The sequence below is a fragment of the Spongiivirga citrea genome, assembly GCF_010671565.1.
Classification (GTDB): Bacteria; Bacteroidota; Bacteroidia; order Flavobacteriales; family Flavobacteriaceae; genus Spongiivirga; species Spongiivirga citrea.
Map to the genome: position 1 here is coordinate 139,045 of NZ_JAABOQ010000002.1, position 24,855 is coordinate 163,899.

26 protein-coding genes are annotated in these 24,855 nt (G+C 35.5%); 17 read left to right on the plus strand and 9 right to left on the minus strand.

Annotated elements, in window-relative coordinates:
• Positions 1 to 54 precede the first annotated feature (54 nt).
• The 5 genes from GWK10_RS04205 (at position 55) to GWK10_RS04225 (ending at position 5,471) form a co-directional block, all read left to right on the plus strand.
• Positions 55 to 990, plus strand: coding sequence for a T9SS type B sorting domain-containing protein (locus GWK10_RS04205; RefSeq protein WP_164029672.1), 936 nt, complete (start codon positions 55 to 57; stop codon positions 988 to 990).
• Positions 991 to 1,223: 233 nt separating this feature from the next.
• On the plus strand, positions 1,224 to 2,585 hold the full coding sequence (locus GWK10_RS04210; protein ID WP_164029673.1) for a hypothetical protein: 1,362 nt from the start codon (positions 1,224 to 1,226) through the stop codon (positions 2,583 to 2,585).
• A 96-nt stretch (positions 2,586 to 2,681) separates the two neighbouring features.
• On the plus strand, positions 2,682 to 3,689 hold the full coding sequence (locus GWK10_RS04215; protein WP_164029674.1) for a sensor histidine kinase: 1,008 nt from the start codon (positions 2,682 to 2,684) through the stop codon (positions 3,687 to 3,689).
• The gene (locus GWK10_RS04220; RefSeq protein ID WP_164029675.1) at positions 3,682 to 4,713 is read left to right on the plus strand and encodes a histidine kinase; all 1,032 of its coding nucleotides are present in this window, start codon (positions 3,682 to 3,684) and stop codon (positions 4,711 to 4,713) included. The genes GWK10_RS04215 and GWK10_RS04220 overlap by 8 nt, the downstream gene beginning before the upstream one ends.
• Positions 4,713 to 5,471 (plus strand): LytR/AlgR family response regulator transcription factor, encoded by a 759-nt coding sequence (locus GWK10_RS04225; RefSeq protein ID WP_164029676.1) that lies wholly within the window; start codon positions 4,713 to 4,715, stop codon positions 5,469 to 5,471. Before GWK10_RS04220 ends, GWK10_RS04225 begins: the two co-directional genes overlap by 1 nt.
• Before the next feature lie 254 nt (positions 5,472 to 5,725).
• On the opposite strand, the gene leuB is transcribed toward GWK10_RS04225, so the two are convergent.
• The 4 genes from leuB to GWK10_RS04245 are packed head-to-tail and all read right to left on the minus strand — an operon-like array spanning position 5,726 to position 10,014.
• On the minus strand, positions 5,726 to 6,841 hold the full coding sequence (gene leuB, locus GWK10_RS04230; protein ID WP_164029677.1) for a 3-isopropylmalate dehydrogenase: 1,116 nt from the start codon (positions 6,839 to 6,841) through the stop codon (positions 5,726 to 5,728).
• Between the two features lie 30 nt (positions 6,842 to 6,871).
• The gene (gene leuD, locus GWK10_RS04235) at positions 6,872 to 7,459 is read right to left on the minus strand and encodes a 3-isopropylmalate dehydratase small subunit (protein WP_164029678.1); all 588 of its coding nucleotides are present in this window, start codon (positions 7,457 to 7,459) and stop codon (positions 6,872 to 6,874) included.
• Complete coding sequence (leuC, locus tag GWK10_RS04240; RefSeq protein ID WP_164029679.1) at positions 7,459 to 8,841, minus strand: 3-isopropylmalate dehydratase large subunit; 1,383 nt, start codon at positions 8,839 to 8,841, stop codon at positions 7,459 to 7,461. Before leuC ends, leuD begins: the two co-directional genes overlap by 1 nt.
• Complete coding sequence (locus tag GWK10_RS04245) at positions 8,842 to 10,014, minus strand: 2-isopropylmalate synthase (protein ID WP_164029680.1); 1,173 nt, start codon at positions 10,012 to 10,014, stop codon at positions 8,842 to 8,844.
• Positions 10,015 to 10,161: 147 nt separating this feature from the next.
• On the opposite strand from GWK10_RS04245, the gene GWK10_RS04250 reads away from it, so the two are divergent.
• Positions 10,162 to 11,706, plus strand: coding sequence for a hypothetical protein (locus tag GWK10_RS04250; protein ID WP_164029681.1), 1,545 nt, complete (start codon positions 10,162 to 10,164; stop codon positions 11,704 to 11,706).
• A gap of 5 nt (positions 11,707 to 11,711) precedes the next feature.
• Positions 11,712 to 12,581, plus strand: a complete 870-nt coding sequence (locus GWK10_RS04255; protein WP_239540698.1) for a DMT family transporter — start codon at positions 11,712 to 11,714, stop codon at positions 12,579 to 12,581.
• Here GWK10_RS04255 and GWK10_RS04260 read toward each other — a convergent pair.
• Together GWK10_RS04260 and GWK10_RS04265 are read right to left on the minus strand one after the other, a co-directional pair.
• Positions 12,578 to 13,135 (minus strand): hypothetical protein, encoded by a 558-nt coding sequence (locus GWK10_RS04260; RefSeq protein WP_164029682.1) that lies wholly within the window; start codon positions 13,133 to 13,135, stop codon positions 12,578 to 12,580. The two genes, GWK10_RS04255 and GWK10_RS04260, sit on opposite strands and share 4 nt — an antisense overlap.
• Before the next feature lie 18 nt (positions 13,136 to 13,153).
• Positions 13,154 to 14,032 (minus strand): OmpA family protein, encoded by an 879-nt coding sequence (locus GWK10_RS04265; protein ID WP_164029683.1) that lies wholly within the window; start codon positions 14,030 to 14,032, stop codon positions 13,154 to 13,156.
• A gap of 325 nt (positions 14,033 to 14,357) precedes the next feature.
• Between GWK10_RS04265 and hisG the strand changes: the two genes are divergently transcribed.
• Genes hisG through hisIE form a run of 9 tightly spaced genes read left to right on the plus strand, consistent with a single transcriptional unit; the run spans position 14,358 to position 21,880 of the window.
• On the plus strand, positions 14,358 to 15,215 hold the full coding sequence (hisG, locus tag GWK10_RS04270) for an ATP phosphoribosyltransferase (RefSeq protein ID WP_164029684.1): 858 nt from the start codon (positions 14,358 to 14,360) through the stop codon (positions 15,213 to 15,215).
• Between the two features lie 11 nt (positions 15,216 to 15,226).
• Positions 15,227 to 16,513 carry a histidinol dehydrogenase gene (hisD, locus tag GWK10_RS04275; RefSeq protein ID WP_164029685.1) on the plus strand — a complete coding sequence of 429 codons (1,287 nt, stop codon included), beginning with the start codon at positions 15,227 to 15,229 and terminating at the stop codon, positions 16,511 to 16,513.
• The gene (gene hisC / locus GWK10_RS04280; protein ID WP_164029686.1) at positions 16,510 to 17,559 is read left to right on the plus strand and encodes a histidinol-phosphate transaminase; all 1,050 of its coding nucleotides are present in this window, start codon (positions 16,510 to 16,512) and stop codon (positions 17,557 to 17,559) included. The genes hisD and hisC overlap by 4 nt, the downstream gene beginning before the upstream one ends.
• Positions 17,559 to 18,698 (plus strand): bifunctional histidinol-phosphatase/imidazoleglycerol-phosphate dehydratase HisB, encoded by a 1,140-nt coding sequence (gene hisB, locus GWK10_RS04285; protein WP_164029687.1) that lies wholly within the window; start codon positions 17,559 to 17,561, stop codon positions 18,696 to 18,698. The genes hisC and hisB overlap by 1 nt, the downstream gene beginning before the upstream one ends.
• Entirely contained in the window at positions 18,698 to 19,282 is a 585-nt protein-coding gene (gene hisH / locus GWK10_RS04290) for an imidazole glycerol phosphate synthase subunit HisH (RefSeq protein ID WP_164029688.1), read from the plus strand. The genes hisB and hisH overlap by 1 nt, the downstream gene beginning before the upstream one ends.
• The gene (hisA, locus tag GWK10_RS04295) at positions 19,279 to 20,013 is read left to right on the plus strand and encodes a 1-(5-phosphoribosyl)-5-[(5-phosphoribosylamino)methylideneamino]imidazole-4-carboxamide isomerase (RefSeq protein WP_164029689.1); all 735 of its coding nucleotides are present in this window, start codon (positions 19,279 to 19,281) and stop codon (positions 20,011 to 20,013) included. Before hisH ends, hisA begins: the two co-directional genes overlap by 4 nt.
• A gap of 1 nt (position 20,014) precedes the next feature.
• On the plus strand, positions 20,015 to 20,527 hold the full coding sequence (locus GWK10_RS04300; RefSeq protein WP_164029690.1) for a DinB family protein: 513 nt from the start codon (positions 20,015 to 20,017) through the stop codon (positions 20,525 to 20,527).
• Between the two features lies 1 nt (position 20,528).
• Entirely contained in the window at positions 20,529 to 21,284 is a 756-nt protein-coding gene (gene hisF, locus GWK10_RS04305) for an imidazole glycerol phosphate synthase subunit HisF (protein WP_164029691.1), read from the plus strand.
• A complete protein-coding gene (hisIE, locus tag GWK10_RS04310) occupies positions 21,284 to 21,880 on the plus strand; it encodes a bifunctional phosphoribosyl-AMP cyclohydrolase/phosphoribosyl-ATP diphosphatase HisIE (protein WP_164029692.1) in 597 nt (198 codons plus the stop codon). The genes hisF and hisIE overlap by 1 nt, the downstream gene beginning before the upstream one ends.
• Positions 21,881 to 21,939: 59 nt before the next feature.
• On the opposite strand, the gene GWK10_RS04315 is transcribed toward hisIE, so the two are convergent.
• Positions 21,940 to 22,155: a hypothetical protein gene (locus GWK10_RS04315; protein ID WP_164029693.1), complete on the minus strand. Its 216-nt coding sequence runs from the start codon at positions 22,153 to 22,155 to the stop codon at positions 21,940 to 21,942.
• Positions 22,156 to 22,274: 119 nt separating this feature from the next.
• Here GWK10_RS04315 and GWK10_RS04320 point away from each other — a divergent pair, with 119 nt between their 5' ends.
• Positions 22,275 to 23,060 carry a tRNA pseudouridine synthase A gene (locus tag GWK10_RS04320; RefSeq protein ID WP_164029694.1) on the plus strand — a complete coding sequence of 262 codons (786 nt, stop codon included), beginning with the start codon at positions 22,275 to 22,277 and terminating at the stop codon, positions 23,058 to 23,060.
• Between the two features lie 4 nt (positions 23,061 to 23,064).
• On the opposite strand, the gene cysM is transcribed toward GWK10_RS04320, so the two are convergent.
• Positions 23,065 to 23,952 carry a cysteine synthase CysM gene (gene cysM / locus GWK10_RS04325; protein WP_164029695.1) on the minus strand — a complete coding sequence of 296 codons (888 nt, stop codon included), beginning with the start codon at positions 23,950 to 23,952 and terminating at the stop codon, positions 23,065 to 23,067.
• A complete protein-coding gene (epsC, locus tag GWK10_RS04330; RefSeq protein WP_164029696.1) occupies positions 23,945 to 24,736 on the minus strand; it encodes a serine O-acetyltransferase EpsC in 792 nt (263 codons plus the stop codon). Before epsC ends, cysM begins: the two co-directional genes overlap by 8 nt.
• Positions 24,737 to 24,855: the final 119 nt, after the last annotated feature.

Consider the following 24,855-nt stretch of genomic DNA (forward strand, 5'->3'; position numbering starts at 1 on the left):
TTTTTTAGTTTGATGATACACCTCTCCTACAAGGGTGTATTTAATTTATTATGTATGTTTAAGACTAATAAAATGTTTTTGGGGCGGTATATTTTTGGCTTTTTTGCCTTACTCTTAGTCACCCCCATAAGTGCCCAATTGATCGGTACACCTGAATTGTTTTTCTCTAATATTTGTCCTATGGAAGGAGCTTCCGCGGAATATGAGGTTGCCTTTGAAGTAGATCCTTCTCGTTTTAATCCAGATAACGAATTTTTTGTTGAACTTTCTGATGCCGATGGTGTATTTCTAGTAGATTTAATCGAAATACTTACAACAGTTACGAATGATGAAAATGAAAGTTTGGTTTATGCTAAGTTTAAGTTTGATAAGCCACTCTACGGGGAGAACTACCGAATTAGAATTGAATCATCGTCACCTACGGCCTTTAGTACTCCTTCCACCAGCTTTAATGGATTCTCAATAGGGGAAATTAATTTGGTATTAAATAACGGTGAAGATATCGTGATGAATTCCACTACGAATCAAGCTACAATAGCAGTGGCAGGAAGTACTGATAAAAAATATCATTGGTACAAAAACGGAGCTTTTTTTGAAGAAACGGATGGACAAGAACTGACAGTCTCTGAGCCTGGTTTGTACTACGTTTCAACTTATTATGGGGAATGTACGGGTTCTGATTTCTCCAACGTTGTAAAAGTCACTAATGCTAGTGGTTCTGGCAAGTCAATACCTCTTCAAAAAGTAGTTTCTCCTAATGGGGATAGCTTTAATGATTATTGGAAATTACCTAAAGAGCTAAGCGGCAGAGATATTCGAGTTACTATTCTTAACCAAAACGGAAATGTAATACTAGATACTGATTCCTATGAGAATAATTGGCCTCAGAATAGTGGAGGGGATAATAAAGGATTTCATAGGGTTGTTTATTACGTGTTAAGAGAAAAAGGAAAACTTTTAGGTAAAGGTTCCATCACAATAACGCAATAGCACTTTAAAATATAGCATAAAAAAGCCGTCGGTTAAGAGACGGCTTTTTTATGCTCAACTTTTTGTTTAGAAGTTTCAAAACTGTTTTAGGATACTTGATAATATTCATTTTGAACCTTTCATCATCATTTTTTCAACTCACTACAAAAAAGTTACAATTCACTACATCTAGTTTTTAGATTCTGGAATTGCAACGTACTTTCGTTTCATCATTAATCAAAAAACGAACAATTATGAATCATCTAATCAACCTAAAACCCAAATTAGTGATGCTTTTCGTAGCTACTACTTTGGTGTTTTCTATTCCAACAGCCGGACAATCGTATAAACAAAAGAAGAGCAAACGATCGGTTTCCGTAAACAATTCCAGTGGTAAAACCACTATTAAATACAGTAACGGAACTAACCGTTTTGAATTAGAGTATGAAGGAGATATTACTCTATCGGATGATGATAGTGATGTTGTCGCCATTTCTTCAGGTGGTTACTTCGACTTGAGAAAATCTACATTCGGCAATAGGAGACGAATTCTAATTGAATCTGACCGCAACGGAAGGTTGTTGAAAGAGTATTACGTAGGTAGAAAACAACAAGCTTTTACCCCAGAAGGTAAAAAATGGCTTAGCGAAGTATTAATAGATATTGTCAGGTCTACTACTATTTCAGCAGAAGCACGAGTCAACCGTTTTTATAAAAAAGGTGGTGTAGACGCCGTATTAGACGAGATCGACAAAATAGACAGTGACCATGTCAAAACGGCTTATTTTGAATATACTCTTGAAAAAGACTTGAACAAGGTCGAACTTGTTAAGGTGATAAAAATGAGTGGGAGAGAAGTAAGCTCCGACCATTATTTATCTAATATTTTGGTAAGCAATCAAGAAGCTTTTCTAAGCAGTCCTGAGACCACTTCAGCATATATAAGTGCAAGTGGTAGTCTAGGTTCTGACCACTACAAAACCAAAGTTCTTAACACCGCTATCAAAAATGGCAATATTAATAATGCTCAACTACGAGCATTATTAGAAATGACAAATGATATTGGTTCAGACCATTATTTATCTCAAGTTCTTTTGACAGTATTGAAAGAACGTGATCTAGATGCTCAGAATACGACTAGTGTAATTAAGCATACTAAGTCAATAGGTTCTGATCACTACAAAAGTCAAGTTTTAATGAAGGCTTTGAGTCAGCGAAATATTTCAAAAGAAGCGTATAATAGTTTTATAGAAACTATTGATGACATTAGTTCGGATCATTATATGACTCAGGTTATAGGCAAACTAATGAATAATGATTTTGGTGATGAAAACTTAGATCGTTTGTTAGATGTTGCTACTAATAATGTTAGTTCTGATCATTATTTATCATCGATGTTAAAGAAGTTGGTTAAAAACAATGACTTGACTGATGTACAATTAACCAAGGTTTTACAAGCGACTAGATCAATAGGTTCCGATCACTATGCATCGAGTTTATTGGTTGCTATCGCACCAAAAATCAAAACCGAAAGTAGTCGAGAAGCCTACAGAACTGCAGCCAAAAGTATTAGCTCTGATTTGTATTATGGAAGAGCATTAAAAGCACTTAACTAACAAATGTTTTCTTCTTCACCAAAGTAATCAATACTGTGAATAATTGATTACTTTGGTAGAATGAGGGTACTTTCTTTACTTCAAAACCAACCTGTTTTGCGTAACTATCTTCTCGTCATTCTTACCGGGAGTATTCTTGGTATATGTGTATTGTATTACCTGGCTTTTAGCGAGGGCGTTACCAAAGTATCAGCTTTAGCTTATATCTATGCTGCTTTTACTGGTGCTTTAACAGGAGTATCAGTTACCTTCCTTTCAAAGTTCCTGGATAATAAGATCAAATGGCAATCTCAAACTGGTTCTCGCTTAATCACGGGGATCATTTTAAATGCTGTTTTTTCGTTTGTACTAATCAACCTAATAATCAAACTATACAGTTTAGTTCATGAACTAACCTTAAATGAAGAAGTTCTTAATTTTTTCAAGATAAAACTTGCAATACTGGTAGTAATAATTATCATTTTATACAGTATCCTATATTTTACTTTTTATTCATATAACTACTATCATCACGAGCAAATTTCGGCACTTACAGTAGAACGTAAGCAAATTGACCTTCAATTAGATGCATTAAAATCACAATTAAGTCCGCATTTTCTATTCAATAATCTAAATACCATTTCGGCTTTGTACTTAAAAGACAAAACCAAAGCGGTGCATTTTATTCGGAAAATGGGAATTTGCTATCAGTATACACTTAATACATATCATCAAGTTTTAATGTCTTTATCCAATGAATTGACTCTCGTAACGTCATATTACGAGTTACTACAAACACGCTTTGAAAATCAATTAAAAATAAGCATTCGGGTTGATGATGCTTTGTTGAAAAAACAAGTTCCTGCACTGTCAATACAAATGCTAGTTGAAAATGCTATAAAGCACAATAAGATTGTAAAGAATGAACTTTTGGAGATTGATATTGTTACAATAGAAGATACAATACAGGTCAGCAACAATATAACTGTCAGCCCAGATTCAGTAGAATCATTTAAGGTTGGATTGGCGAATATTGAGAAGCGCTATAAGTTGATAAATGGAGATAAAATCACTTATGAACAAGGAATCGATTTTCGAGTAATATTACCATTAATAGATGAATAGCCTTTTTATACATCATCCAATATTTAGACTGATAGCGCCTTTATTGGGCGGTATTATGGTGTATGTATTGATTTTGATGTTGAACAATGATGTAGCGCAAATAACCGAGCAATTTTTCGGTGAGGAACTTTACGTATGTATTGCCTTGTCCTACTTAATACAAGAAGCAACACGACTGCTTATAAATGGCTTTAATAGGCTAAAAAGACCAACGAAACTGTTCCTTAGTTATCTCTTTTTGATTTGCATAACATTAATCGTTTCAATCTCGTTGGTTACAGCCGGAATGTATTTCTATTACGATCTAGTTTTGGGTTTTGAACCTAGTTTGGATGAGCTTAAGACCTTTAACAGCATTTTCGCTATTATCTCTGGGATTTATATTCTGCTATATGTGAGCCATCAGTTTCTTACCAAGGTCAATACTAAAAAAATAGAACGAGAAACATTTTTAAAACAACTTGTGATTGAAGATTATCATCAGTTTAAAAAGGGAATTAATCCTAATTTACTATTTGAATGTCTAGAATCATTAATGGTAGTTATTCAAAATGAAAATGAATCAGCTGATGATTTTGTAGATGAAATGGCAACCGTGTATCGTTATATACTTTCAAATTCAAAAAAGCAGTTGGTTCCGATAGAAGAGGAGCTGACAGTAGCGAAGGCATTGATCAAGTTATTTAATTACCTGCCGCATCAAGCCTCTGCATTAAAAATTAATCATATTGATAATGGTTATGTATTACCGGGAGCACTGCTGCATACTATTGAAGTAATTATCCGTACAACTATTGCGAGCAAAAACCGATCTTTAGAGATACTAGTGGCTCAAGAAGATGGATATATAACAATTAGATATACACCTAATGAACGTTTAATAAATCATTTTAATGAAAGCAGTATTAAAGATATTATACAAAGTTATCATGTATATACCGATCTTAAGCCAATGGTTTACGATGAAAATGAATATAAAAACATACAACTACCTATACTAACCATAAATGAATCAGTCGCATAATGAATGTTTTAATAATAGAAGATGAACTGCTTGCAGCCGAGAAGATAATCCACTATTTAGAGAAATATTCTGATTCATATACAGTTGCAGCCCATCTCTACGGAATTGAAGAAGCTTCTTCTTGGTTGGACCAAAAGCAAGAGGAAATCGACTTGATTTTTATGGATATTCAACTACAAGATGGTCTAAGTTTTGAAATATTTAATCGCGTTAAGGTTAACAAACCCGTGATTTTTGCTACTGCGTTTGATGAATATGCGATCGATGCATTTAAATCTAATGGAATTGATTATGTGCTAAAGCCTGTCACATTTATTGCCTTATCAGCAGCTTTAAAAAAGTTTGAGGGTCTCAAGGCACAATTCAGTCAACCAGCTGCAATCAATACCGTAATTAATGAAATAGAATCATCTAGATACAAAAGTCGGTTTTTAGTAAAGCTTGGGAATCATATTCACTCGGTAAAAACAGAAAATGTCAACTTATTTTACGCTGAAGGACGTACGGCTTATTTGGTAACCGACCAATCAAAAAAATATATTGTTGATTATAGGCTAGAAGATTTAAACAGTTTGTTGAACCCTCATAACTTCTTTCGAGTAAACCGCAGTTTTATATTAAACATAAATGCAATTGAAGATGTAATGGTTTATTCAAATAACCGACTAAAAATCAAAACATTTGCAAGTGTAGAATCTGAAATTATTGTTAGTAGAGAGAAAGTAAACGCTTTTAAACAATGGTTCGAGGGAGAATAAAAAAGAGTCAGGCTCCTCAGCCTGACTCCCACCTAAAACAAACCCATAACGTAGGTTCTAATGAGTAAAATAGGGATTTCTTTAGTTAAATAGTTCCCGAGTTAGTTTACCTTGATGTTACTCACTATTTTACGATAAAAGGGTATTTAGTCACTAAAATGACTAAACTGATTAATAGCTGACGGGGGAGTCTTTATTGGTTAATTAAATATACGGTTTTTTTGTAAATCGTTGATATAAAACGCTATAACTTTTTATATTATTGTCGATTGACCTAAATTTAGATTATCTAAATTGATCTTAAAGTCTTCATTATTAAGGATTAACTCAGCTATAAAATCCCCAACCCTTGTGGTTGAAAAACTATTTTCTTTATTAAGATCAGGGGTGCTCACTTTTAATTCTAACGATTTTTCAACCGCTTGACGCACCAAATTAGCTTCATCTACTAAATTAAACTGTTCTAACAACATTGCAGCAGATAAAATAGAAGCGATAGGATTCGCTATATTTTGTCCTTTTGCCTGTGGGTAAGATCCATGTATGGGCTCAAAAAGTGCACTATTGTCTCCAATAGAAGCTGAGGCTAGAAGCCCGATCGATCCACCAATTACACTTCCTTCATCACTAATTATATCACCAAACATATTCTCTGTTAAAATAACATCAAACTGTTTTGGGTTTAAGATCATTTGCATTGCAGCATTGTCGACAAAAAGGAATTCTAATGTAACATCGGAATATGATTTTGCTACTTCGGTAACAACACGGCGCCAAAGTCTAGAGGATTCTAAGACGTTTGCCTTATCTACCAATGTTAACTTATTCTTTCTCTTTTGTGCCGCCTTAAAAGCATGATGCGCAATTCGCTCTATTTCATAATCAGAGTATTCACAAAGGTCAGAAGCCGTCTTGCCATCCTCGCTTAAGTTCTTCTTACCAAAATAGATTCCCCCAGTCAATTCTCGATAAATAGTGAAATCGACATCTTTGATGAATTCAGTTTTTAATGGAGACTTTTCCAATAGGGTTTCGTAGGCTTTTACTGGCCTAATATTGGTGTATAAACCCATTGTTTTTCTCAATGCCAATAATCCTTGTTCTGGTCTAACCTTTGCATCAGGATTATTATCGTATTTAGGGTCACCAATTGATCCAAATAAAATAGCGTCAGCAGCTTCGCAAACCGCAATTGTTTCTGGCGGTAGTGGATTTCCAGTTTCGTCTATTGCGACAGCACCAACTAGGGCATCTTTATAAATAAATTCGTGATCAAAAGCGTCTGCTATTGCATTTAGAGCTTTTATAGCTTGGTTAGTCACTTCAGGTCCAATACCATCTCCGGGTAAAACAGCAATTTTTAGTTTCATATACGTATCGCAAAATGCGATTTTTCATCGTTATACTCTTGAAGCTTCGAAGGCTTCAATTTTTTCTTTATTACTAATAAGGTAGTCAATATCGTCATAACCATTTATTAGGCATAACTTTTTATATGGGTCGATATCAAAGGTACTTTTAATATCAGTATTTACTAAATGTAGTTGTTGGTTTTGTAGGTCGATACTAATCTCAGTATTAGGATTTTCTGTTACAGTAGTCATGATAGATTTTAAGATATCCGGACTTACTTGAATTGGTAAAATACCATTATTCAGTGCATTTCCTTTAAAAATATCTGCAAAAAAACTAGAGATAACTGCTTTAAGACCATACCCGGCCAAAGCCCACGCGGCGTGCTCTCGACTACTTCCACACCCAAAATTATCACCAGCAACTAAAATACTCCCTTTATAAGTTTCATCATTTAAAATGAAGTCTTTGTTAACACTTCCATCTTTGTGAAAACGCCAATCTCTAAATACATTGTCACCAAAACCAGCTTTGTCCGTAGCTTTCAAAAATCGAGCTGGGATGATTTGATCGGTATCGATGTTTTCAATGGATAGAGGTATCGCAGTGGAAACCATTTTTACAAACTTCTCCATTAATTTAAATGTTTTGTAATGTCAATAATTTTACCCTCGATTGCGGTGGCTGCCGCCACAAGTGGACTTGCTAGAATAGTGCGTGCTCCTTGACCTTGTCTTCCTTCAAAATTTCTATTTGAAGTGGACACGCAATATTCTCCCTCGGGAATTTTGTCATCGTTCATGGCCAAACAGGCAGAACAGCCAGGTTGACGTAATTCAAATCCGGCTTCTGTGAAGATTGTTGACAGGCCTTCTTTTATGATTTGCTGTGCTACTTGTTGTGAGCCAGGAACGATTAAAGCATTGACATTATTTGCCTTTTGTTTTCCTTTTATATAATCGGCAGCTACTCTGAAATCTTCTATTCTAGAGTTGGTACAGCTGCCAATAAACACCCAATTTATGGGCTGTTCTAATAACGATTGTCCTTTTTTGAACCCCATGTATTCCAGAGACTTTTCAAAAGAAGCATCCTCCAGTGCTGGGATTTCTTCATTTATTTTCATCCCCATACCGGGATTAGTACCATAAGTGATCATTGGTTTAATATCGGCGCCATCAAACTCATATTCTTGATCAAAAATGGCATCATTATCAGTTGGAAGCGATTTCCAATAGACTAATTTTTTATCCCATTCTTCACCTTTAGGCGCAAACTCTCTGTCTTTCACATATTCAAAAGTGGTTTCATCGGGGGCAATCATACCTCCTCGGGCGCCCATTTCAATGCTCATATTACAGACGGTCATGCGACCCTCCATACTCATATTTTCAAAAACCTCACCGGCATATTCACAAAAATATCCTGTACCTGAGTTTGTTCCTAACTTAGCGATGATGTACAAAATAACATCTTTTGGTAATACGCCGGTTTTAAGTTTTCCATTTACGGTTACTCGTAACTTTTTTGGTTTTTTTAGCAGTAAGCATTGACTTGCAAACACCTGTGCAACCTGACTAGTACCAATACCAAAAGCGATACTTCCAAAAGCACCATGAGTAGAGGTGTGGCTGTCACCACAGACAATAGTCATACCCGGTTGCGTAACTCCTAATTCAGGTCCTATTACATGTACAATACCATTATATTTATGTCCAAGTCCATAAAACTCGATATCGTTGGCTTCGCAGTTTTCCGCTAATTGTTTTAGTTGTTTTCTAGACAATAGATCCTTTACTGGTAAATGTTGATCCTTTGTTGGTGTATTATGATCTGCAGTTGCCAGAATCTGCTTGGGTCTAAAAACAGGAATTTTACGAGCGTTGAGTTCGGCAAACGCTTGCGGACTAGTTACTTCATGAATTAAATGTTTGTCTATATATAATATCTGTGGTCCATTTTCAATTTGATCGACCACGTGGCTATCCCATACCTTATCAAATAGTGTTTTTCCCATTTATGCGACTGCAGTTACTTCTACGTTACACGATTTGACGATTGCATGAATATCTTCGTCATTGATTTCCTTTTTGCGATCAGCAAAAGTTAAAAACTCATCATATACTTCATCAAGTTGAAGTTTTGTCAAGTCATAACCAACTTTTTTTGCACGATAGGCAAGGGCAGCACGACCGCTTCTAGCTGTTAGAACGATTGCCGATTCAGTTACACCAACATCATGAGGGTTAATGATCTCATAAGTTTCTCTATTTTTTATTACTCCGTCTTGGTGAATTCCAGAACTGTGAGCAAATGCATTAGCACCTACAATTGCCTTATTTGGTTGAATAGGAACGCCCATTTTGTCTGATACTGCTTGGCTTAAGCTGTAAAGATGGGTTGCATCTATCTTAGTATCTAAGTTTAGGTAGGGGTGTTGACGCAAAACCATAACCACTTCTTCTAAGGAAGTATTACCTGCACGCTCGCCAATCCCATTAATAGTACACTCAATTTGTCTAGCACCATTCTGAACTCCACTTATTGAGTTTGCAGTAGCAAGACCAAGGTCGTTGTGACAATGACATGAAAGAATTGCTTTTTCAATCCCTCTCACATTTTCCTTTAGATATTTAATCTTTGCTCCATATTCCTCAGGTAAACAGTACCCAGTAGTATCAGGAATATTAAGTACAGTAGCCCCAGCTTTTATGACTGCTTCGCAAACTCTAGCTAAAAATTCATTGTCGGTTCGTCCAGCATCTTCAGCATAGAACTCTACATCTTCCACATAACTTTTTGCATGTGATACAGAAGCCACAGCACGTCTAATAATCTCATCCTGATCACAATTAAATTTGAATTTAATATGCGATTCTGATGTGCCAATACCTGTGTGTATTCTTGGGCGTTTTGCATATTTCAATGCATCGGCTGCCACATCAATATCCTTTTTTACTGCTCTGGTAAGACCACAAACAGTAGTATTTTTTATCAGTTTTGATATTTCAGTAACTGAATGAAAGTCACCTGGACTTGAAATTGGAAATCCTGCTTCGATAATATCAACACCAAGCGCTTCTAGGCGTTCGGCGATCTCTAATTTTTGCGGAGTGTTTAATTTACAACCCGGTACTTGCTCTCCATCTCGAAGGGTAGTATCAAATATTTGAACGTGGTCTTTTGACATCAAGAAAATATATTTTCTAATTCTAATACTAATTTATACTTTGGACACCCGAACGCATTCAAAGGCTTTTAATCTTTTACAATGTTAAGATATAGTTATTTTGATTTAAATAACTGATTATCAATAATTTATATATAATTTTTCATTATGACTAATGGTCAAAAAGACGCATTATTTACTCTTATAAAATCGCTATCAAAGTCAGAAAAACGACAATTCAAATTGTATGTTAACAGACTTGGTATGAATGCGGAGGCAAAATTTTTGGCATTATTCAATCTTCTAGAAAAATTAAAGCAGTACGATGAACGACAAATTTTGGAGAGTGGTATTGTCAAAAAACAACAATTATCTAATTTAAAAGCCCACTTGTATAAACAAGTTTTAATTAGTTTACGTCTAAATCCTGTACACCAAAATGTGCGCTCGCAGTTACGTGAGCAATTAGATTTTGCAACTATTTTGTACCACAAAGGTTTGTATAAGCAAAGCCTTAAAATGTTGGATCGAGCTAAAACGGCAGCCATAGAACACGAAGAGAAAAATATTGCATACGAGGTTGTTGAGCTTGAAAAAATAATAGAATCGCAGTACATTACTCGTAGTATGAGTAATCGTGCAGAGCAATTAGTTGAACAGGCAAAAACAATTAGCAGACAAAACGTTCTCACGAGTCGACTTTCTAATCTTTCGCTTCAATTATACGGATTAATGTTGAAGACAGGTTATGTCAAAAATGATGAAGAGTTGCAGGTTGTAAAAAAGTTTTTTAGCGACAAATTACCGGAGTATGACAATGATTTGATGGGATTTAGAGAGAAATTATGGCTTTTTAAGGCGTACTTATGGTATAGTTTTTTAACTCAGGATTTTTTGGCTTCTTATCGCTACTCAAAGAAATGGGTTGATCTTTTTGATGAGTATCCTAAAATGATTAAATTAAATCCTGTTTTCTTCTTAAAAGGACATAACTACTTATTAGAGTCTTTATTTTTTATAAAAAAACAAACCCATTTTAAAGAAGTACTTACCAAACTTGAAAAATTAAACGAAAGCGAAGCTTTTGTTGTAGATGATAATATTGAATCGTTACTCTTTCTTTATACCTACAGCCATAAGATTAACTATCATTTTTTAAGCGGGACATTTAATGAAGGTATCCCCGTGGTAGATGAAGTACTAAGCGGATTAAAGAAATATCAATCACGTATTGATGAACATCACATTATGGTGTTTTATTACAAAATAGCATGTCTGTATTTCGGTGCTGGGGATAATAGAAGTTGTATAAAGTATCTGCAAAAAATAATCAATAACCGATCATTAAAGATGCGTCAAGATTTGATGTGTTTTGCTAGGGTACTTAATTTGGTAGCGCACTATGACGCTGGTATCGATTACAATTTGGAAATGCAAATACGAATTACCTATAAGTTCTTATTGAAAATGGATAACCTTCAAAAGGTACAGAAAGAGATGATTCGTTTTCTTAGAAGTTTAGGGGATTTCTATCCTCAAGATCTTAAGAATGAATTTGCAAAACTTCACGCCACCTTGAAAGAGTATGAAGATCATCCATATGAGAAAAGAGCCTTTTTATATCTAGATATCATTAGTTGGTTAGAAAGTAAAATTAAAGGAAAACCTGTAGGAGAGATTATTAGAGAAAAGGCTTTAATGCTTAATAAATAATACGGTTGAAAGTTAATCAGCACTTTGCAAGAGTAGCCGAACTTAATATAGCGATGATCTTGATAAGCACTTCAGGGGCATTGGGTCGCTATGTAACACTATCTCCGCCTGTTACAATTTTTTATCGTGCAATCATTGCGGTAGGGATATTATATGTATTTGCACGTTTTAGAAAGCTTTCATTTAAAATCGGATCATGGAAAGATAGAAGGACTGTTGTCATTAGCGGAATATTCATGGGATTGCACTGGGTAACCTACTTCTATGCGCTTCAGTATAGTAATGTCGCCATTGGGATGCTTTCTATTTTTACCTATCCAGTTATTACCACTTTTTTAGAACCTATTATACTAAATACAAAATTTCAACCTATTCATTTGTTACTGGCAGTGATAGTTCTAGTTGGTATATACTTTTTAGTACCAGAGTTTGATATTTCGAACAATTATACCAAAGCAGTTTTATTTGGAGTATTCTCAGCACTGTGCTATTCACTGCGTAATATTTTATTGAAGGGACAAGTAAAATCTTATGATGGTTCTATACTTATGTGGTACCAAATTGCAGTGATTTCGTTGGCTTTGTTTCCCTTTTTATTCTTTTTCAAAAACGAACAGCCAGAAGCAAACGAATGGGGAGCGATTGTTTTATTGGCCCTATTAACCACCAGTATTGGACACACACTTTTTTTGATGAGTTTTAAGCATTTTTCAATAACTACTGCTAGTTTAATAAGTAGTGCGCAGCCTGTTTATGGTATACTGATAGGAATTTTGTTTCTGAATGAAATCCCAAAATACACCACCATTATTGGCGGTATACTCATTTTAAGTACTGTGGTAATTGAAAGTATAAGGTCTGCTAAAAAAGCTTAACTATCTTTCAATTTTGAAGCTTGGTCTGTCCAATTATCTCGTTCTATCCTGCCTGGAAAAAATTGAATTAGTTCCGTCACATCATCAATATCCTTTTTAGTGAACTTACTTATTTGGTCAAAAGTATATATACCAATACTATTTAGCTTGTTTTCAATAAAAGGACCAACACCACTTATACGTTTCAAGTCATCTTTTTGAGATGCATCAGCCTTACCAAAACTTTCAAAATTAAGTTTGGGTTTCTCTTTAGGGGCATCATTAGGAATTGCTTCCTCAATAATCGCTTGTTTCATAATCGGTTTTTCTTTTTCTACTATAGCCGATGTAGCTTGCTTTTTACGTAGTGCCATTTCGGCTTCAACTTCCGCTTGTTTGATATTTAACTGGTTGGTCAAGCTTTGCTTATCAGCATTACAGTCATCAATAGCCAATTTTAGCTTGCGTTTATAATATCTTCTTGCGAAGAAGTATCCTATAAGAAAAGATATCAGGCATATGATGAACAGTACAACATACTCCCAAGTTGATACGGGTTTTAATTGATCTAACATAATGATATGGTTGGTAAGTTAATTAACTAGTATTTCTATTCTTCTATTTTTTGCACGTCCAGCTTCATTGCCGTTCGTTGCAATAGGCTGAGTTTCTCCTTTGCTGTCGCTCGTTATTTTATCAGCAGCTATTCCTTGTGAAATGAAATAGTTCTTGACATTTAAGGCACGGTTCCTACCAACAATAAAATTAGCCTCAGCAGATCCAACATCATCAGTATGACCTATGATGTCTACATTCTTTTCAGGATTACGTTCCAAATAGTTTTTTAATTCTATGGTATATGCCTTTAAAGTATTGTCGGGTTTAAAGTTTGCCGATCCAAAGTCTGCATATAGGGTTTTACGAGTAATACTTTTTTCAATTTCTGCTGTACGATTGTCAGACACCGTGTTTACAATAATTTTTATACCACCAGCATAAGTACCTGTTTCATCGTAGTCGTATACCTCTTGAACTGCTTCAGTCGATATTCGTTCCGCATTTATTCCATGATCAACCAACATATTCTTTATGTTTTCTGCGCGTTGTATACCAAATGATCCTAGACTATCTGTTTCTTGATTCTTGTAGAGACCTTGAATTAATAATTCTTTATCCTGATTATTATTCAAATAACTAAAAATAGAATCGCGATAACATAACAAGGCATCTGGCACATAAACTGATGTATTCCTATTATTAATTTCTAGTTGATCATTAAACTCGAATAAAGTCGAACCATTATCCGCAGATACGGAAAAACCAGGTTGAATTTCCTCAACAGGAGTTGAAATGACTTCTTTTACGGGGTTTGTTCGTTCAATACATAGGTTTTTGGTCTTACATGTGTAATACCATATTCCTAGTATAGACCAGCCTAAAAATATAATAAAGGCTAATAGAAAGTTTTTCATAATAAGGTCGTTTTTGGTTGAAGTATCACCTTATGTTTTACATTACTTTTTCGAAGTTAAATAATTATGCATTAATCATTTACGTTTTTTTTAGATTTTTTTAAGAAAATAGTTTTATTAAGCTATTGCGTGTCTTTTAAATTATACATTACTTTGTCATAACAAATGAAGAAAAATAATTTACATCGTCATCATTTTCATACTTGCACTCAAGCGAGGTGAATTTAGTATGTACGTAAATCATCATATTAAACCCGTTTGAGTTATCAAGCGGGTTTTTTTATTTCTAAAAATTGCTTGGTCACTCAGACAAAAAAGAAAAAGAATGACAAAAATTAGAATTGCAGTTCAAAAATCTGGAAGACTCAATCAAGAATCACTTTCATTATTAAAGAACGCAGGAGTTTCTATAGAAAATGGGAAGGATCAATTAAAAGCTTCGGCAAGAAACTTTCCTTTAGAAGTATTTTATCTGCGTAACGGCGATATTCCGCAGTATTTAAGAGATGGAGTAGTCGATATTGCCATTTTAGGCGAAAATACACTTATAGAAAAAGGCCAAGAACTTAAGATTGTAGAGCGACTAGGTTTTTCTAAATGTAAAGTTTCATTGGCAATACCAAAAAGAATCAAATATAAAGGTATTCAGGACTTTCAAGGAAAGAAAATTGCTACATCCTACCCAAATACGGTAAAAAACTACTTAGCAGAAAAAGGCATTGAGGCTGACTTGCATATCATTAATGGGTCAGTGGAAATTGCGCCAAATATCGGTTTGGCAGATGCCATTTGTGACATTGTATCTAGTGGAAGCACACTTTTTAAGAACAATCTGAAGGAAGTAGAAGTAATGCTCTCAAGCGAAGCGGTGATGACCGTTTCACCTAAAATAACAGAAGAAGCACAACAAATTCTTGACAAACTACAATTCCGTATTCAATCGGTCTTAAAAGGGCAGCGGAGTAAATATGTTTTGCTGAATGCACCAAATGAAAAGCTTGATCAAATTATTAGTCTACTGCCAGGAATGAAAAGCCCAACCGTTTTGCCATTGGCTGAAGAAGGGTGGAGTTCAGTACATTCAGTTATGGATAAAAACACCTTTTGGGATGTTATAGACGAATTAAAACTTGCAGGAGCAGAAGGTATTTTGGTTTGCCCGATTGAAAAAATGGTACTATAAATAGCGGTTCAATGAAAAAGATATATAGTCCAGATAAAGCAGATTGGAAATCTATTCTAGAACGTCCTACAAAAACAGTTGCTGATATAGAGGCAATAGTACTAGAGGTATTTGAAGATGTTAAGGAAAAGGGAGACAACGCTATTTCTAAATATACCAAGCGATTTGATAAGGCTGTTTTGGACAACAATCTTGTATCTCAAGACGAGATTGACAATGCAAAAAATCAAGTCGCGAATGATTTAAAAGGGGCAATTCAAATAGCTAAATCTAATATTGAGCGATTTCACCAAGCTCAAAAAACCAGTAAGGTCGAGGTTGAGACGACTTTTGGGGTCGAATGTTGGCAAGAAAAGCGCCCAATTCAAAAGGTTGGCTTGTATATACCAGGAGGAACGGCGCCACTTTTTTCTACGATTTTAATGTTGGCTGCACCAGCTAATATTGCAGGTTGCAAGGAAATTGTGTTGTGCACTCCGCCGGATGAAAATGGGAATATAAATCCAGCAATCTTATATACAGCTGATTTGTGTGGTGTTACAAGAATATTTAAAGTGGGCGGTATTCAGGCTATTGCTGGAATGACATTTGGTACAGAGACTATTCCACAAGTTTATAAGATTTTTGGTCCAGGAAATCAATATGTAACGGTTGCGAAGCAATTGGCTACAAAGTTCGGAGTCGCTATCGATATGCCGGCGGGCCCATCGGAATTGCTTGTTGTTGCTGATGAATCTGCCAATGCTGGATTTGTAGCTTCAGACCTTTTAAGTCAGGCGGAACATGGTGTTGATAGTCAGGTAATATTGGTTTCTACTTCTAAAGAATTGATTGATGAAGTTGAAAAGGAAGTGGAAGCACAATTAAATGAGTTGCCGAGAAAGGACATTGCTGCAAAAGCAATAGACACTTCGAAACTCATTTTTGTCGAGGATGATGAAACGGCTTTGGAATTGATTGATGAATATGGGCCGGAGCATTTCATAGTTTGTACCCTTGATCAGGAATTTTACGTGCAGAATATAGGTAATGCAGGATCTGTCTTTATTGGAAATTATACTCCAGAAAGTGCTGGCGATTATGCCTCGGGAACCAATCATACACTGCCAACTAATGGATATGCTAAACAATATAGTGGTGTTAATCTTGATAGTTTTATGAAAAGCATGACCTTTCAGAAAATATCTAAAGATGGCATTCAGAATATCGGAAATGCTATCGAACTAATGGCCGAAGCAGAAGGACTACAAGCGCATAAAAATGCTGTAACGTTAAGACTAAAAAGTTTAAAAGAATGAAATCAGATTACAATATAAACGAATTAGTCAGGCCGAACATCTTAAAACTCAAGCCATACAGTTCGGCTCGAGATGAATTCAAAGATTTTGATCAGGATATGGTGTTTTTGGATGCGAATGAGAACCCTTTTGAAAACGGTGTCAATAGATATCCTGATCCGCAACAGCGAAATTTGAAGTCGGTATTGGCAGAGCAGAAGGGTGTTGAAACAAATCAGATCCTACTAGGAAATGGGTCTGATGAAGTACTTGATCTTATCTTTAGAGCGTTTTGCGAACCAAAATCTGATAACATCATTACATTACCGCCTACTTACGGAATGTATAAGGTGTTGGCCGAAACAAATGATGTAGAAAATCGAGAAGTGCTCCTAACAACTGATTTTGAGCCAGATGTGGAAGCAATTCTGAACGCAGCTGATTCAAATTCAAAATTGTTATTTCTATGTTCACCAAATAACCCGACTGCAAATAGTTTTTCAGCATTAAAAACTAAAGAGCTATTAAATAATTTTAAAGGAATCGTTGTCATAGACGAAGCCTATATCGATTTTTCAAATCAAGAAAGTTGGATTTCAGCTTTAAAAGAACACCCCAATTTAATAGTTACGCAGACACTCTCAAAAGCCTATGGCTTGGCAGGAATTCGTCTAGGGTTATGCTACGCATCCAAAGAAATTATTTCAATCTTAAACAAGATAAAACCACCATATAACGTGAATGAGTTAACCCAACAACGGGCTTTAAAACGCGTATTGGATGTTGAGCATGTATCTGCAGAAGTCAACATGATCTTAGAAGAAAAAGCGAAGCTTGAAGATAATCTAAATAGGTTGAGTTTTGTTGAGAAAGTATATAACTCGGATGCAAATTTTCTTTTAGCCAAGGTTGATAATGCCGATTTGCGATATAAGGAATTGCTAGATCAAGGAATTGTTGTCCGCAATCGTAGTGGGCAACCAATGTGTGAAAACACATTGCGTTTTACGGTGGGAACGACAACCGAAAATAACAAACTGCTAACAGTATTAAACGAATTAAAGTAATGTCAAAACGAGTTCTTTTTATAGATAGAGACGGAACGATAGTTTTAGAACCAGAAAACTACCAATTGGATAGTTTAGAGAAGTTGGAGTTTTATCCGAAGGCTTTTCAATACTTGTCAAAAATTGCAAGCGAATTAGATTTCGAGATTACAATGATTACCAATCAGGATGGTCTGGGTACTGATAGTTTTCCCGAAGAGACCTTTTGGCCTACGCAGAATTTTATTGTGAATGCATTTAAGAATGAAGGAGTGGTTTTCGATGAAATTTTTATCGATAAAACCTTTCCGGAAGAAAATGCTCCAACCCGTAAACCTAGAACTGGATTATTAGGTAAGTATCTAGATAATCCTAACTATGACTTAGAAAACTCCTTTGTATTAGGAGATAGACTTACAGATATTGAATTAGCTAAAAACTTAGGCGGAAAGGGAATTTTTATAAACGATCATGATGCCCTAGGCAGCGAAGAAATCTCGGTTAAACGCGATGAACTATGTGAAACTATCGTTTTAGAAACCAATGATTGGCAAGAGATCTACGAGTTTTTAAAATTGAAGAACCGTTCTTCTTCCATAAAAAGAACTACGAACGAAACTGATATTGACATTACATTAAATCTTGACGGCACGGGAAAAAGTAATATTGATACTGGTATTGCATTTTTTGACCATATGCTCGATCAAATTGCCCGTCATGGTCAGATGGATTTAGATGTAAAAGTAAATGGAGATTTAGAAGTTGATGAGCATCATACTATTGAAGATACCGCCATCGCTTTAGGTGAAGTTTTTAGTAACGCTCTGGGTAATAAACTAGGAATTGAGCGATATGGTTTCTGCTTACCAATGGATGACTGTTTAGCCCAAGTTGCAATTGACTTTGGCGGAAGAAACTGGTTAGTATGGGAGGCTGATTTTAAAAGAGAAATGATTGGTAAAATGCCTACGGAGATGTTTTATCACTTTTTTAAATCGTTTACTGATGGTGCCAAGGCAAACTTAAACGTGAAAGCTGAAGGAACCAATGAACATCATAAGATAGAGGCTATTTTTAAATCCTTTGCAAAAGCAATTAAGGTTGCTGTAAAAAGAGATACAGAGAAAATGATCTTACCAACTACAAAAGGAATGTTATAATGAAAATAGTAATCATAGACTACGGAGCAGGAAACATTCAAAGCATTCAATTTGCCGTAAAAAGACTTGGATTAAATGCGGTTCTTAGTAATGATCCTGAGGAGATAAGATCGGCCGATAAGGTGATTTTTCCTGGAGTAGGAGAGGCGAGTAGTGCGATGAATAAGTTGAAGGCTTCCGGATTAGACAGTTTGATTCCCCAGTTAAAACAGCCTGTATTGGGAATTTGTTTAGGAATGCAACTAATGTGCAATTGGTCAGAAGAAGGAGATACGCAAGGCTTAGGGATTTTCGATGTTGATGTTGTAAAATTTAGCACTAGAGTGAAGGTTCCTCAAATAGGATGGAATCAAATTTCTGATTTGTGCTCACCAATTTTCAAAGGAGTTAAAGACTATGAATACATGTATCTAGTACATAGTTTTTATGTAAAAGAATGCAAGGAAACTATAGCCACGACCAGTTATGAATTAGAATACAGTTCCGCTTTACAGAAAGATAACTTTTATGGTGTACAGTTTCATCCCGAAAAGAGTAGTTCAGCTGGAGCGAAAATATTGAGTAACTTTTTTAACTTATTATGAGGATAATACCTGCAATAGATATAATAGACGGTAAATGTGTTCGCCTATCAAAGGGAGATTATAGCACGAAGAAAATATATAATGAAAATCCCGTTGAGGTCGCAAAAGAGTTCGAGTCATATGGTATTCAATATTTGCATCTCGTTGACTTAGATGGAGCAAAGAGTAAGCATATCGTTAATCACAAAGTGTTGGATCAGATCGCTTCTAGAACAAGTTTAAAAATTGACTTCGGAGGCGGACTTAAAACTGATGATGATCTTAGAATTGCTTTTGAAAGCGGAGCGAATCAAGTCACAGGAGGCAGTATAGCGGTAAAAGATCCAGATACCTTTAGAAGCTGGCTCCAGAAATTTGGATCAGATAAAATTATTTTGGGTGCTGATGCAAATAATGAAAAAATTGCAGTGTCAGGTTGGCTTGAGGAAAGTGATCAAGAACTAATTCCATTTATCAAGCAATACCAACAGGAAGGTGTTCAATATGTTATTTGTACTGATATTAGTAAAGACGGAATGCTTGAAGGACCTAGTTTTGATTTGTACAAAAAGATCATTTTGGAAACGGAGGAGCAAGCAAATTTGAAACTAATCGCTTCCGGTGGTATTTCAACTTTTGATGAGCTACCACAACTCGCAGAGATAGGTTGTGAAGGAACTGTAATAGGAAAAGCAATCTATGAAGGTCGGATTTCCATGAAGCAATTAGAATGCTTTATTTTAAACAATTAAGATGGAAGAACTATTAGTTTCAGAGTTTAAAGAAAATGCGATTTATCGTTTAGATGAGAGTAGCCGAATGGTTGCTAAAGCATTAAGGGATATTGATGAAATTCAAATTTGGAAAAAGCCGAATGGTGTTTCAAATAGTACTGGTAATTTAATCTTACATCTATGTGGAAATATCACTCAATATGCAATAGCATCCTTAGGTGAAATTCCAGATTTAAGAGATAGAGATGCTGAGTTTGCAGCAAAGAACGGATTGACTAAAACTGAATTACTAGAAAAACTTGAACGAACGGTTGAATCAGCTAAGGCAACTATCAAAAAGGCTAGTGTCGAACAACTAACACGAAAAAGAGAAGTGCAAGGCTTTAATTTTTCAGGAATCGGAATTGTAATGCATGTGGTAGAGCATTATTCTTATCATACGGGACAAATTGCTTTTTGGGTTAAACTGCTAAAGGACAAAGACCTGGGATTCTATGATGATTTCGATTTAAATATTAAAAACAAAGAATAAGATGCTAACTAAAAGGATAATACCTTGTTTAGATATAAAAAATGGGCGCACGGTAAAAGGTATCAACTTTGTTGATTTAAGGGATGCAGGAGATCCAGTAGAGCTTGCCGAAATTTATGCTCAGACTGGTGCAGACGAATTGGTATTCCTTGATATATCAGCTACAGAAGAAAGACGAAGAACACTTGCGGATTTGGTTTTGCGTGTGGCAGAGAAAGTCAATATCCCATTTACAGTTGGTGGGGGAATAAGCTCGGTAGAAGATGTTGATCGCTTATTGAAATGTGGTGCGGATAAGGTGTCAATTAATTCGTCAGCAGTTAAAAATCCACAGTTAATTAATGATCTAGCAGCGAAGTTTGGTAGTCAGTGTGTGGTAGTTGCAATTGATGCAAAACAAATAAATGGGAAATGGATGGTTCATTTAGTAGGAGGAAAAGTTTCTACGGAACTTGATCTTTTCGATTGGGCGAAAGAAGTTGAAGAGCGAGGAGCTGGCGAAATCTTATTTACATCTATGGATAATGATGGAACAAAAGATGGATTTGCCAATGAAGCACTAGCTAAGCTTTCAACAGAGTTGAATATTCCTATTATTGCATCTGGCGGTGCTGGAAACATGCAGCATTTTACTGATACTTTTAAAGAGGGAAAAGCAGATGCAGCCTTGGCTGCTAGTGTTTTTCACTTTAAAGAAATTGAAATAGTAGATTTGAAAAAAGAATTAAAAGAAAAGGGAATTCCCGTACGATTATAATGGAAATAGATTTCAATAAGAATAATGACGGTTTGGTACCTGCAATAATTCAAGACGCAGCAACGAAGAATGTGCTGATGCTTGGTTATATGAACCAAGAGGCATTTGATAAAACCAACGAAACTAAAAAGGTTACTTTTTATAGTCGAACAAAACAGCGGTTATGGACCAAAGGTGAAGAAAGCGGTAATTTTTTAAACCTGGTAGATGTTAAACTAGATTGTGATCAGGATTCACTATTGATTTCAGTAAAGCCTATAGGTCCAACTTGCCATAAAGGAACAGATACTTGCTGGGCAGAGAAGAACAATCAACATTTTGGATTCTTATCTGAATTGGAAGCAATAATTAAAGATCGAAAAGACAATCCGGAAAAGAATGATAGTTATGTTGCTTCTTTGTTCAGGAAAGGCATTAACAAAGTAGCGCAAAAAGTGGGCGAGGAGGCTGTTGAAGTGGTGATAGAGGCAAAAGATGACAACGATAAGCTGTTCTTAGATGAATCGGCTGATTTGTTATTTCATTATTTAATCTTATTGCAAGCAAAAGGATATACATTAAATGATATCGCTCAAGTCTTAAAGGGAAGGCATTAAAAATAAAAAAGCCGGAAAATCAACATGACTTCCCGGCTTTCCTTTAGTTCTAAAAGTACTTAAGCACTAAGCACTTTAGGATCATTAATAAATTTTCCATTTTTAGATTCACCCAAAATAACGACGTCTTTCGTCTTTTTGTATTGTTGGGCGGATTGTAACATTTGAGCTTCTGTTTCGCGCATAATTTTTACGCCACTTGAAGCACCTCTGTTACGTAGCTCTATATAGAAGCCATCCATTAATTTGGTTGGTTTTGTTGCGGGTCTACCCATAACTGATATTAAATTAAATTTGCGCAATATTGTGTTAAAAAAATGACATTTCCTAGTAATTAACGACTAATTAACAGCATTTTATTTCGAGAATAAATTCACAACATCCTAGAAGCCTTATGAGACAGCGGTTTTACTACATTATTAAAATTCAATTTTTAGGGTTTCGATATCATGGTTGGCAAAAGCAGCCTGGCGGATTGAAAACCGTAGAAGGCATGATAACCAAAACATTAGGTTTCGTTTTGGAAGGGCTTTCTTTCAAGATTTTGGGAGCTAGTAGAACCGATGCTAAAGTCTCTGCTAATGAAGCGTTGTTTGAGCTATTTTTAGATGATAATCCACTTGAAGATTTGCCATCTTTTTTGCAAGTATTCAATCAAAATTTGCCTTTAGATATTAGGGCTTTAGGAATTGAAAAAACAGATGCGTCTTTTAATATTATTCAACATCCGAAAACAAAGGAGTATATCTATCTGTTTTCTTTTGGCGAAAAAATACATCCTTTTGCTGCGTCCTTAATGATTTCATTTCCAGATGAACTGGATATTGAGCTAATGAAAAAGGGAGCTTTGCTTTTTGTGGGGAGGCATAATTTTAGAACCTATTGCGCACAAGCAAATAGGAATAAAGAGTTTATCCGAACTATTGATAGTTGCGAAATTATTGACAACGATCAGTATTCCGCAAGCTTTTTTCCTGAATCAAGTTATATATTAAGAGTGCGCGGAAAGGGTTTTATGCGTAATCAGATTCGATTAATGATGGGCGCATTGTATTTACTCGGAAAAGGCGAAATTGATCTGGATTTTATTAAAAATAGTCTACTAACTAATTCCGAATTAAGACTAACCTACATAGCACCTGCTTCAGGATTAACTCTAAATAAAATTGAATTGGAATAGATTACTATAGCTCAAAAAGGTCAGAGGACAAATAACGATCACCACGATCACATACAATAGAAACTACAATTCCAGATTCTAATTCGTTACAAAGTCGCAAGGCAGCTGTCGCTGCGCCGCCGCTACTCATACCCGCGAAGATTCCTTCTTCAGTTGCCAATTTTTTCGCCATTAACCGTGCATCTGTTTCGCTAACTTCTAGTACTCGATCAACTTTGTCTGCGTTGAATATTTTAGGTAAGTACTCTTCTGGCCATTTTCGTATTCCTGGAATTCTTGAGTTGTCAGTTGGCTGCACACCTACTATTTGCACTTCGTTGCTTTGCTCTTTTAAAAAGGTAGAAGTTCCCATAATGGTTCCAGTAGTCCCCATTGATGAGACAAAATGAGTTATTTTTTGATTCGTATCTCGCCAAATTTCCGGTCCCGTGGTTTTGTAATGTGCTTTCCAGTTGTCTTCGTTTGCAAACTGATTAAGCATAAAATACCCATCTTCAATCATTTTGGTTTCGGCGTAATCCCTTGCGCCTTCAATACCGATATCAGATGACGTTAGCGTGACTTTTGCTCCATAAGCTCTCATCGTTTGCACGCGCTCTTTCGTTGAATTTTCGGGCATGACCAATTCAATATTTAATTTAAAAATACCGGCAATCATTGCCAATGCAATACCAGTATTCCCACTGGTAGCTTCAATAAGCTTTGTTTCTGAATTAATGTCGCCTCGGTCTAAGGCACTTTTGATCATATTATAGGCAGCACGATCTTTTACACTACCACCAGGGTTATTTCCTTCTAGTTTAAAATATAAGCTAACATTAGGATTCGTATTTAGTCGAGTTGATTTAATGAGTGGGGTATTCCCTATTAGTTCGGCAATGGAATTATTCATTTACTTGTGTTTTTACCCTGATTTCTGGAGTATGAGATACGATTGAGTTTGCTGGAATTGATTCGGTGATCCAAACATTTCCGCCGATAATACTATTGGCTCCTATTATGGTTTCTCCGCCTAAAATGGTGGCATTAGCATAAATAGTTACATTATCTTCTACAGTTGGATGTCGTTTGGTATTTTCTAATTCTTTTGAAACATATAGCGCTCCAAGTGTTACACCTTGGTAGAGCTTTACGTTGTTTTTTATTATAGTAGTTTCACCTATTACGACACCGGTTGCATGATCGATAAAAAATGAATCGCCAATTGAAGCGCCTGGGTTAATATCGACGCCAGTTTCTCGGTGTGCATATTCAGTCATTAATCTAGGAACTAAGGGAAAACCTAGTTTATAGAGTTCATGGCTTAGACGATATATTGCGATAGCCAGAAATCCAGGATATGCCATATAAACTTCTTCGATAGATTTGGCCGCAGGATCATTTTCCACGATAGCGGTAGCGTCTAGATTTAGTTTTTGCAAAATTGCAGGCAAAGTATGTATATAGGTATCCCAAACCTCATGACAGGGCTTGTTAATATCCCAACATGCTAATGAAACAAGGTGTGAAAATGTAAGCGATAGCTCTTCAAATGTTTCTTCAACATCAGTTTGAGTATTAAAAAGCATTGAAAACAACTGTTCCGTGAACTGCTCCGTTGTTATTTTTAGCTGAAAATTGAGATTCGGTTGCTGCTTGTGTTTTTTTATTTGTTCGATGATTTGCTGTGAGCTCATTGACTTAATTTATAAAGTAAAAGTAGCTATTAAGATGTATCCTATTGTTAGAGAAATTGTAAAATATTATTATCAAATACTCTATTTAAAATCACTTTTGTTAGGAATGAAACAAGGTG

Excerpts from the sequence above, each read along its gene's own strand:
- GWK10_RS04205 (WP_164029672.1), top strand. The coding sequence starts at position 55 with ATGTTTAAGACTAATAAAATGTTTTTGGGGCGGTATATTTTTGGCTTT.
- GWK10_RS04210 (WP_164029673.1), top strand. The coding sequence starts at position 1,224 with ATGAATCATCTAATCAACCTAAAACCCAAATTAGTGATGCTTTTCGTA.
- GWK10_RS04220 (WP_164029675.1), top strand. The coding sequence starts at position 3,682 with ATGAATAGCCTTTTTATACATCATCCAATATTTAGACTGATAGCGCCT.
- GWK10_RS04225 (WP_164029676.1), top strand. The coding sequence starts at position 4,713 with ATGAATGTTTTAATAATAGAAGATGAACTGCTTGCAGCCGAGAAGATA.
- leuB (WP_164029677.1), bottom strand. The coding sequence starts at position 6,841 with ATGAAACTAAAAATTGCTGTTTTACCCGGAGATGGTATTGGACCTGAA.
- leuD (WP_164029678.1), bottom strand. The coding sequence starts at position 7,459 with ATGGAGAAGTTTGTAAAAATGGTTTCCACTGCGATACCTCTATCCATT.
- leuC (WP_164029679.1), bottom strand. The coding sequence starts at position 8,841 with ATGGGAAAAACACTATTTGATAAGGTATGGGATAGCCACGTGGTCGAT.
- GWK10_RS04245 (WP_164029680.1), bottom strand. The coding sequence starts at position 10,014 with ATGTCAAAAGACCACGTTCAAATATTTGATACTACCCTTCGAGATGGA.
- GWK10_RS04250 (WP_164029681.1), top strand. The coding sequence starts at position 10,162 with ATGACTAATGGTCAAAAAGACGCATTATTTACTCTTATAAAATCGCTA.
- GWK10_RS04260 (WP_164029682.1), bottom strand. The coding sequence starts at position 13,135 with ATGTTAGATCAATTAAAACCCGTATCAACTTGGGAGTATGTTGTACTG.
- GWK10_RS04265 (WP_164029683.1), bottom strand. The coding sequence starts at position 14,032 with ATGAAAAACTTTCTATTAGCCTTTATTATATTTTTAGGCTGGTCTATA.
- hisG (WP_164029684.1), top strand. The coding sequence starts at position 14,358 with ATGACAAAAATTAGAATTGCAGTTCAAAAATCTGGAAGACTCAATCAA.
- hisD (WP_164029685.1), top strand. The coding sequence starts at position 15,227 with ATGAAAAAGATATATAGTCCAGATAAAGCAGATTGGAAATCTATTCTA.
- hisC (WP_164029686.1), top strand. The coding sequence starts at position 16,510 with ATGAAATCAGATTACAATATAAACGAATTAGTCAGGCCGAACATCTTA.
- hisB (WP_164029687.1), top strand. The coding sequence starts at position 17,559 with ATGTCAAAACGAGTTCTTTTTATAGATAGAGACGGAACGATAGTTTTA.
- hisH (WP_164029688.1), top strand. The coding sequence starts at position 18,698 with ATGAAAATAGTAATCATAGACTACGGAGCAGGAAACATTCAAAGCATT.
- hisA (WP_164029689.1), top strand. The coding sequence starts at position 19,279 with ATGAGGATAATACCTGCAATAGATATAATAGACGGTAAATGTGTTCGC.
- GWK10_RS04300 (WP_164029690.1), top strand. The coding sequence starts at position 20,015 with ATGGAAGAACTATTAGTTTCAGAGTTTAAAGAAAATGCGATTTATCGT.
- hisF (WP_164029691.1), top strand. The coding sequence starts at position 20,529 with ATGCTAACTAAAAGGATAATACCTTGTTTAGATATAAAAAATGGGCGC.
- hisIE (WP_164029692.1), top strand. The coding sequence starts at position 21,284 with ATGGAAATAGATTTCAATAAGAATAATGACGGTTTGGTACCTGCAATA.
- GWK10_RS04315 (WP_164029693.1), bottom strand. The coding sequence starts at position 22,155 with ATGGGTAGACCCGCAACAAAACCAACCAAATTAATGGATGGCTTCTAT.
- GWK10_RS04320 (WP_164029694.1), top strand. The coding sequence starts at position 22,275 with ATGAGACAGCGGTTTTACTACATTATTAAAATTCAATTTTTAGGGTTT.
- cysM (WP_164029695.1), bottom strand. The coding sequence starts at position 23,952 with ATGAATAATTCCATTGCCGAACTAATAGGGAATACCCCACTCATTAAA.
- epsC (WP_164029696.1), bottom strand. The coding sequence starts at position 24,736 with ATGAGCTCACAGCAAATCATCGAACAAATAAAAAAACACAAGCAGCAA.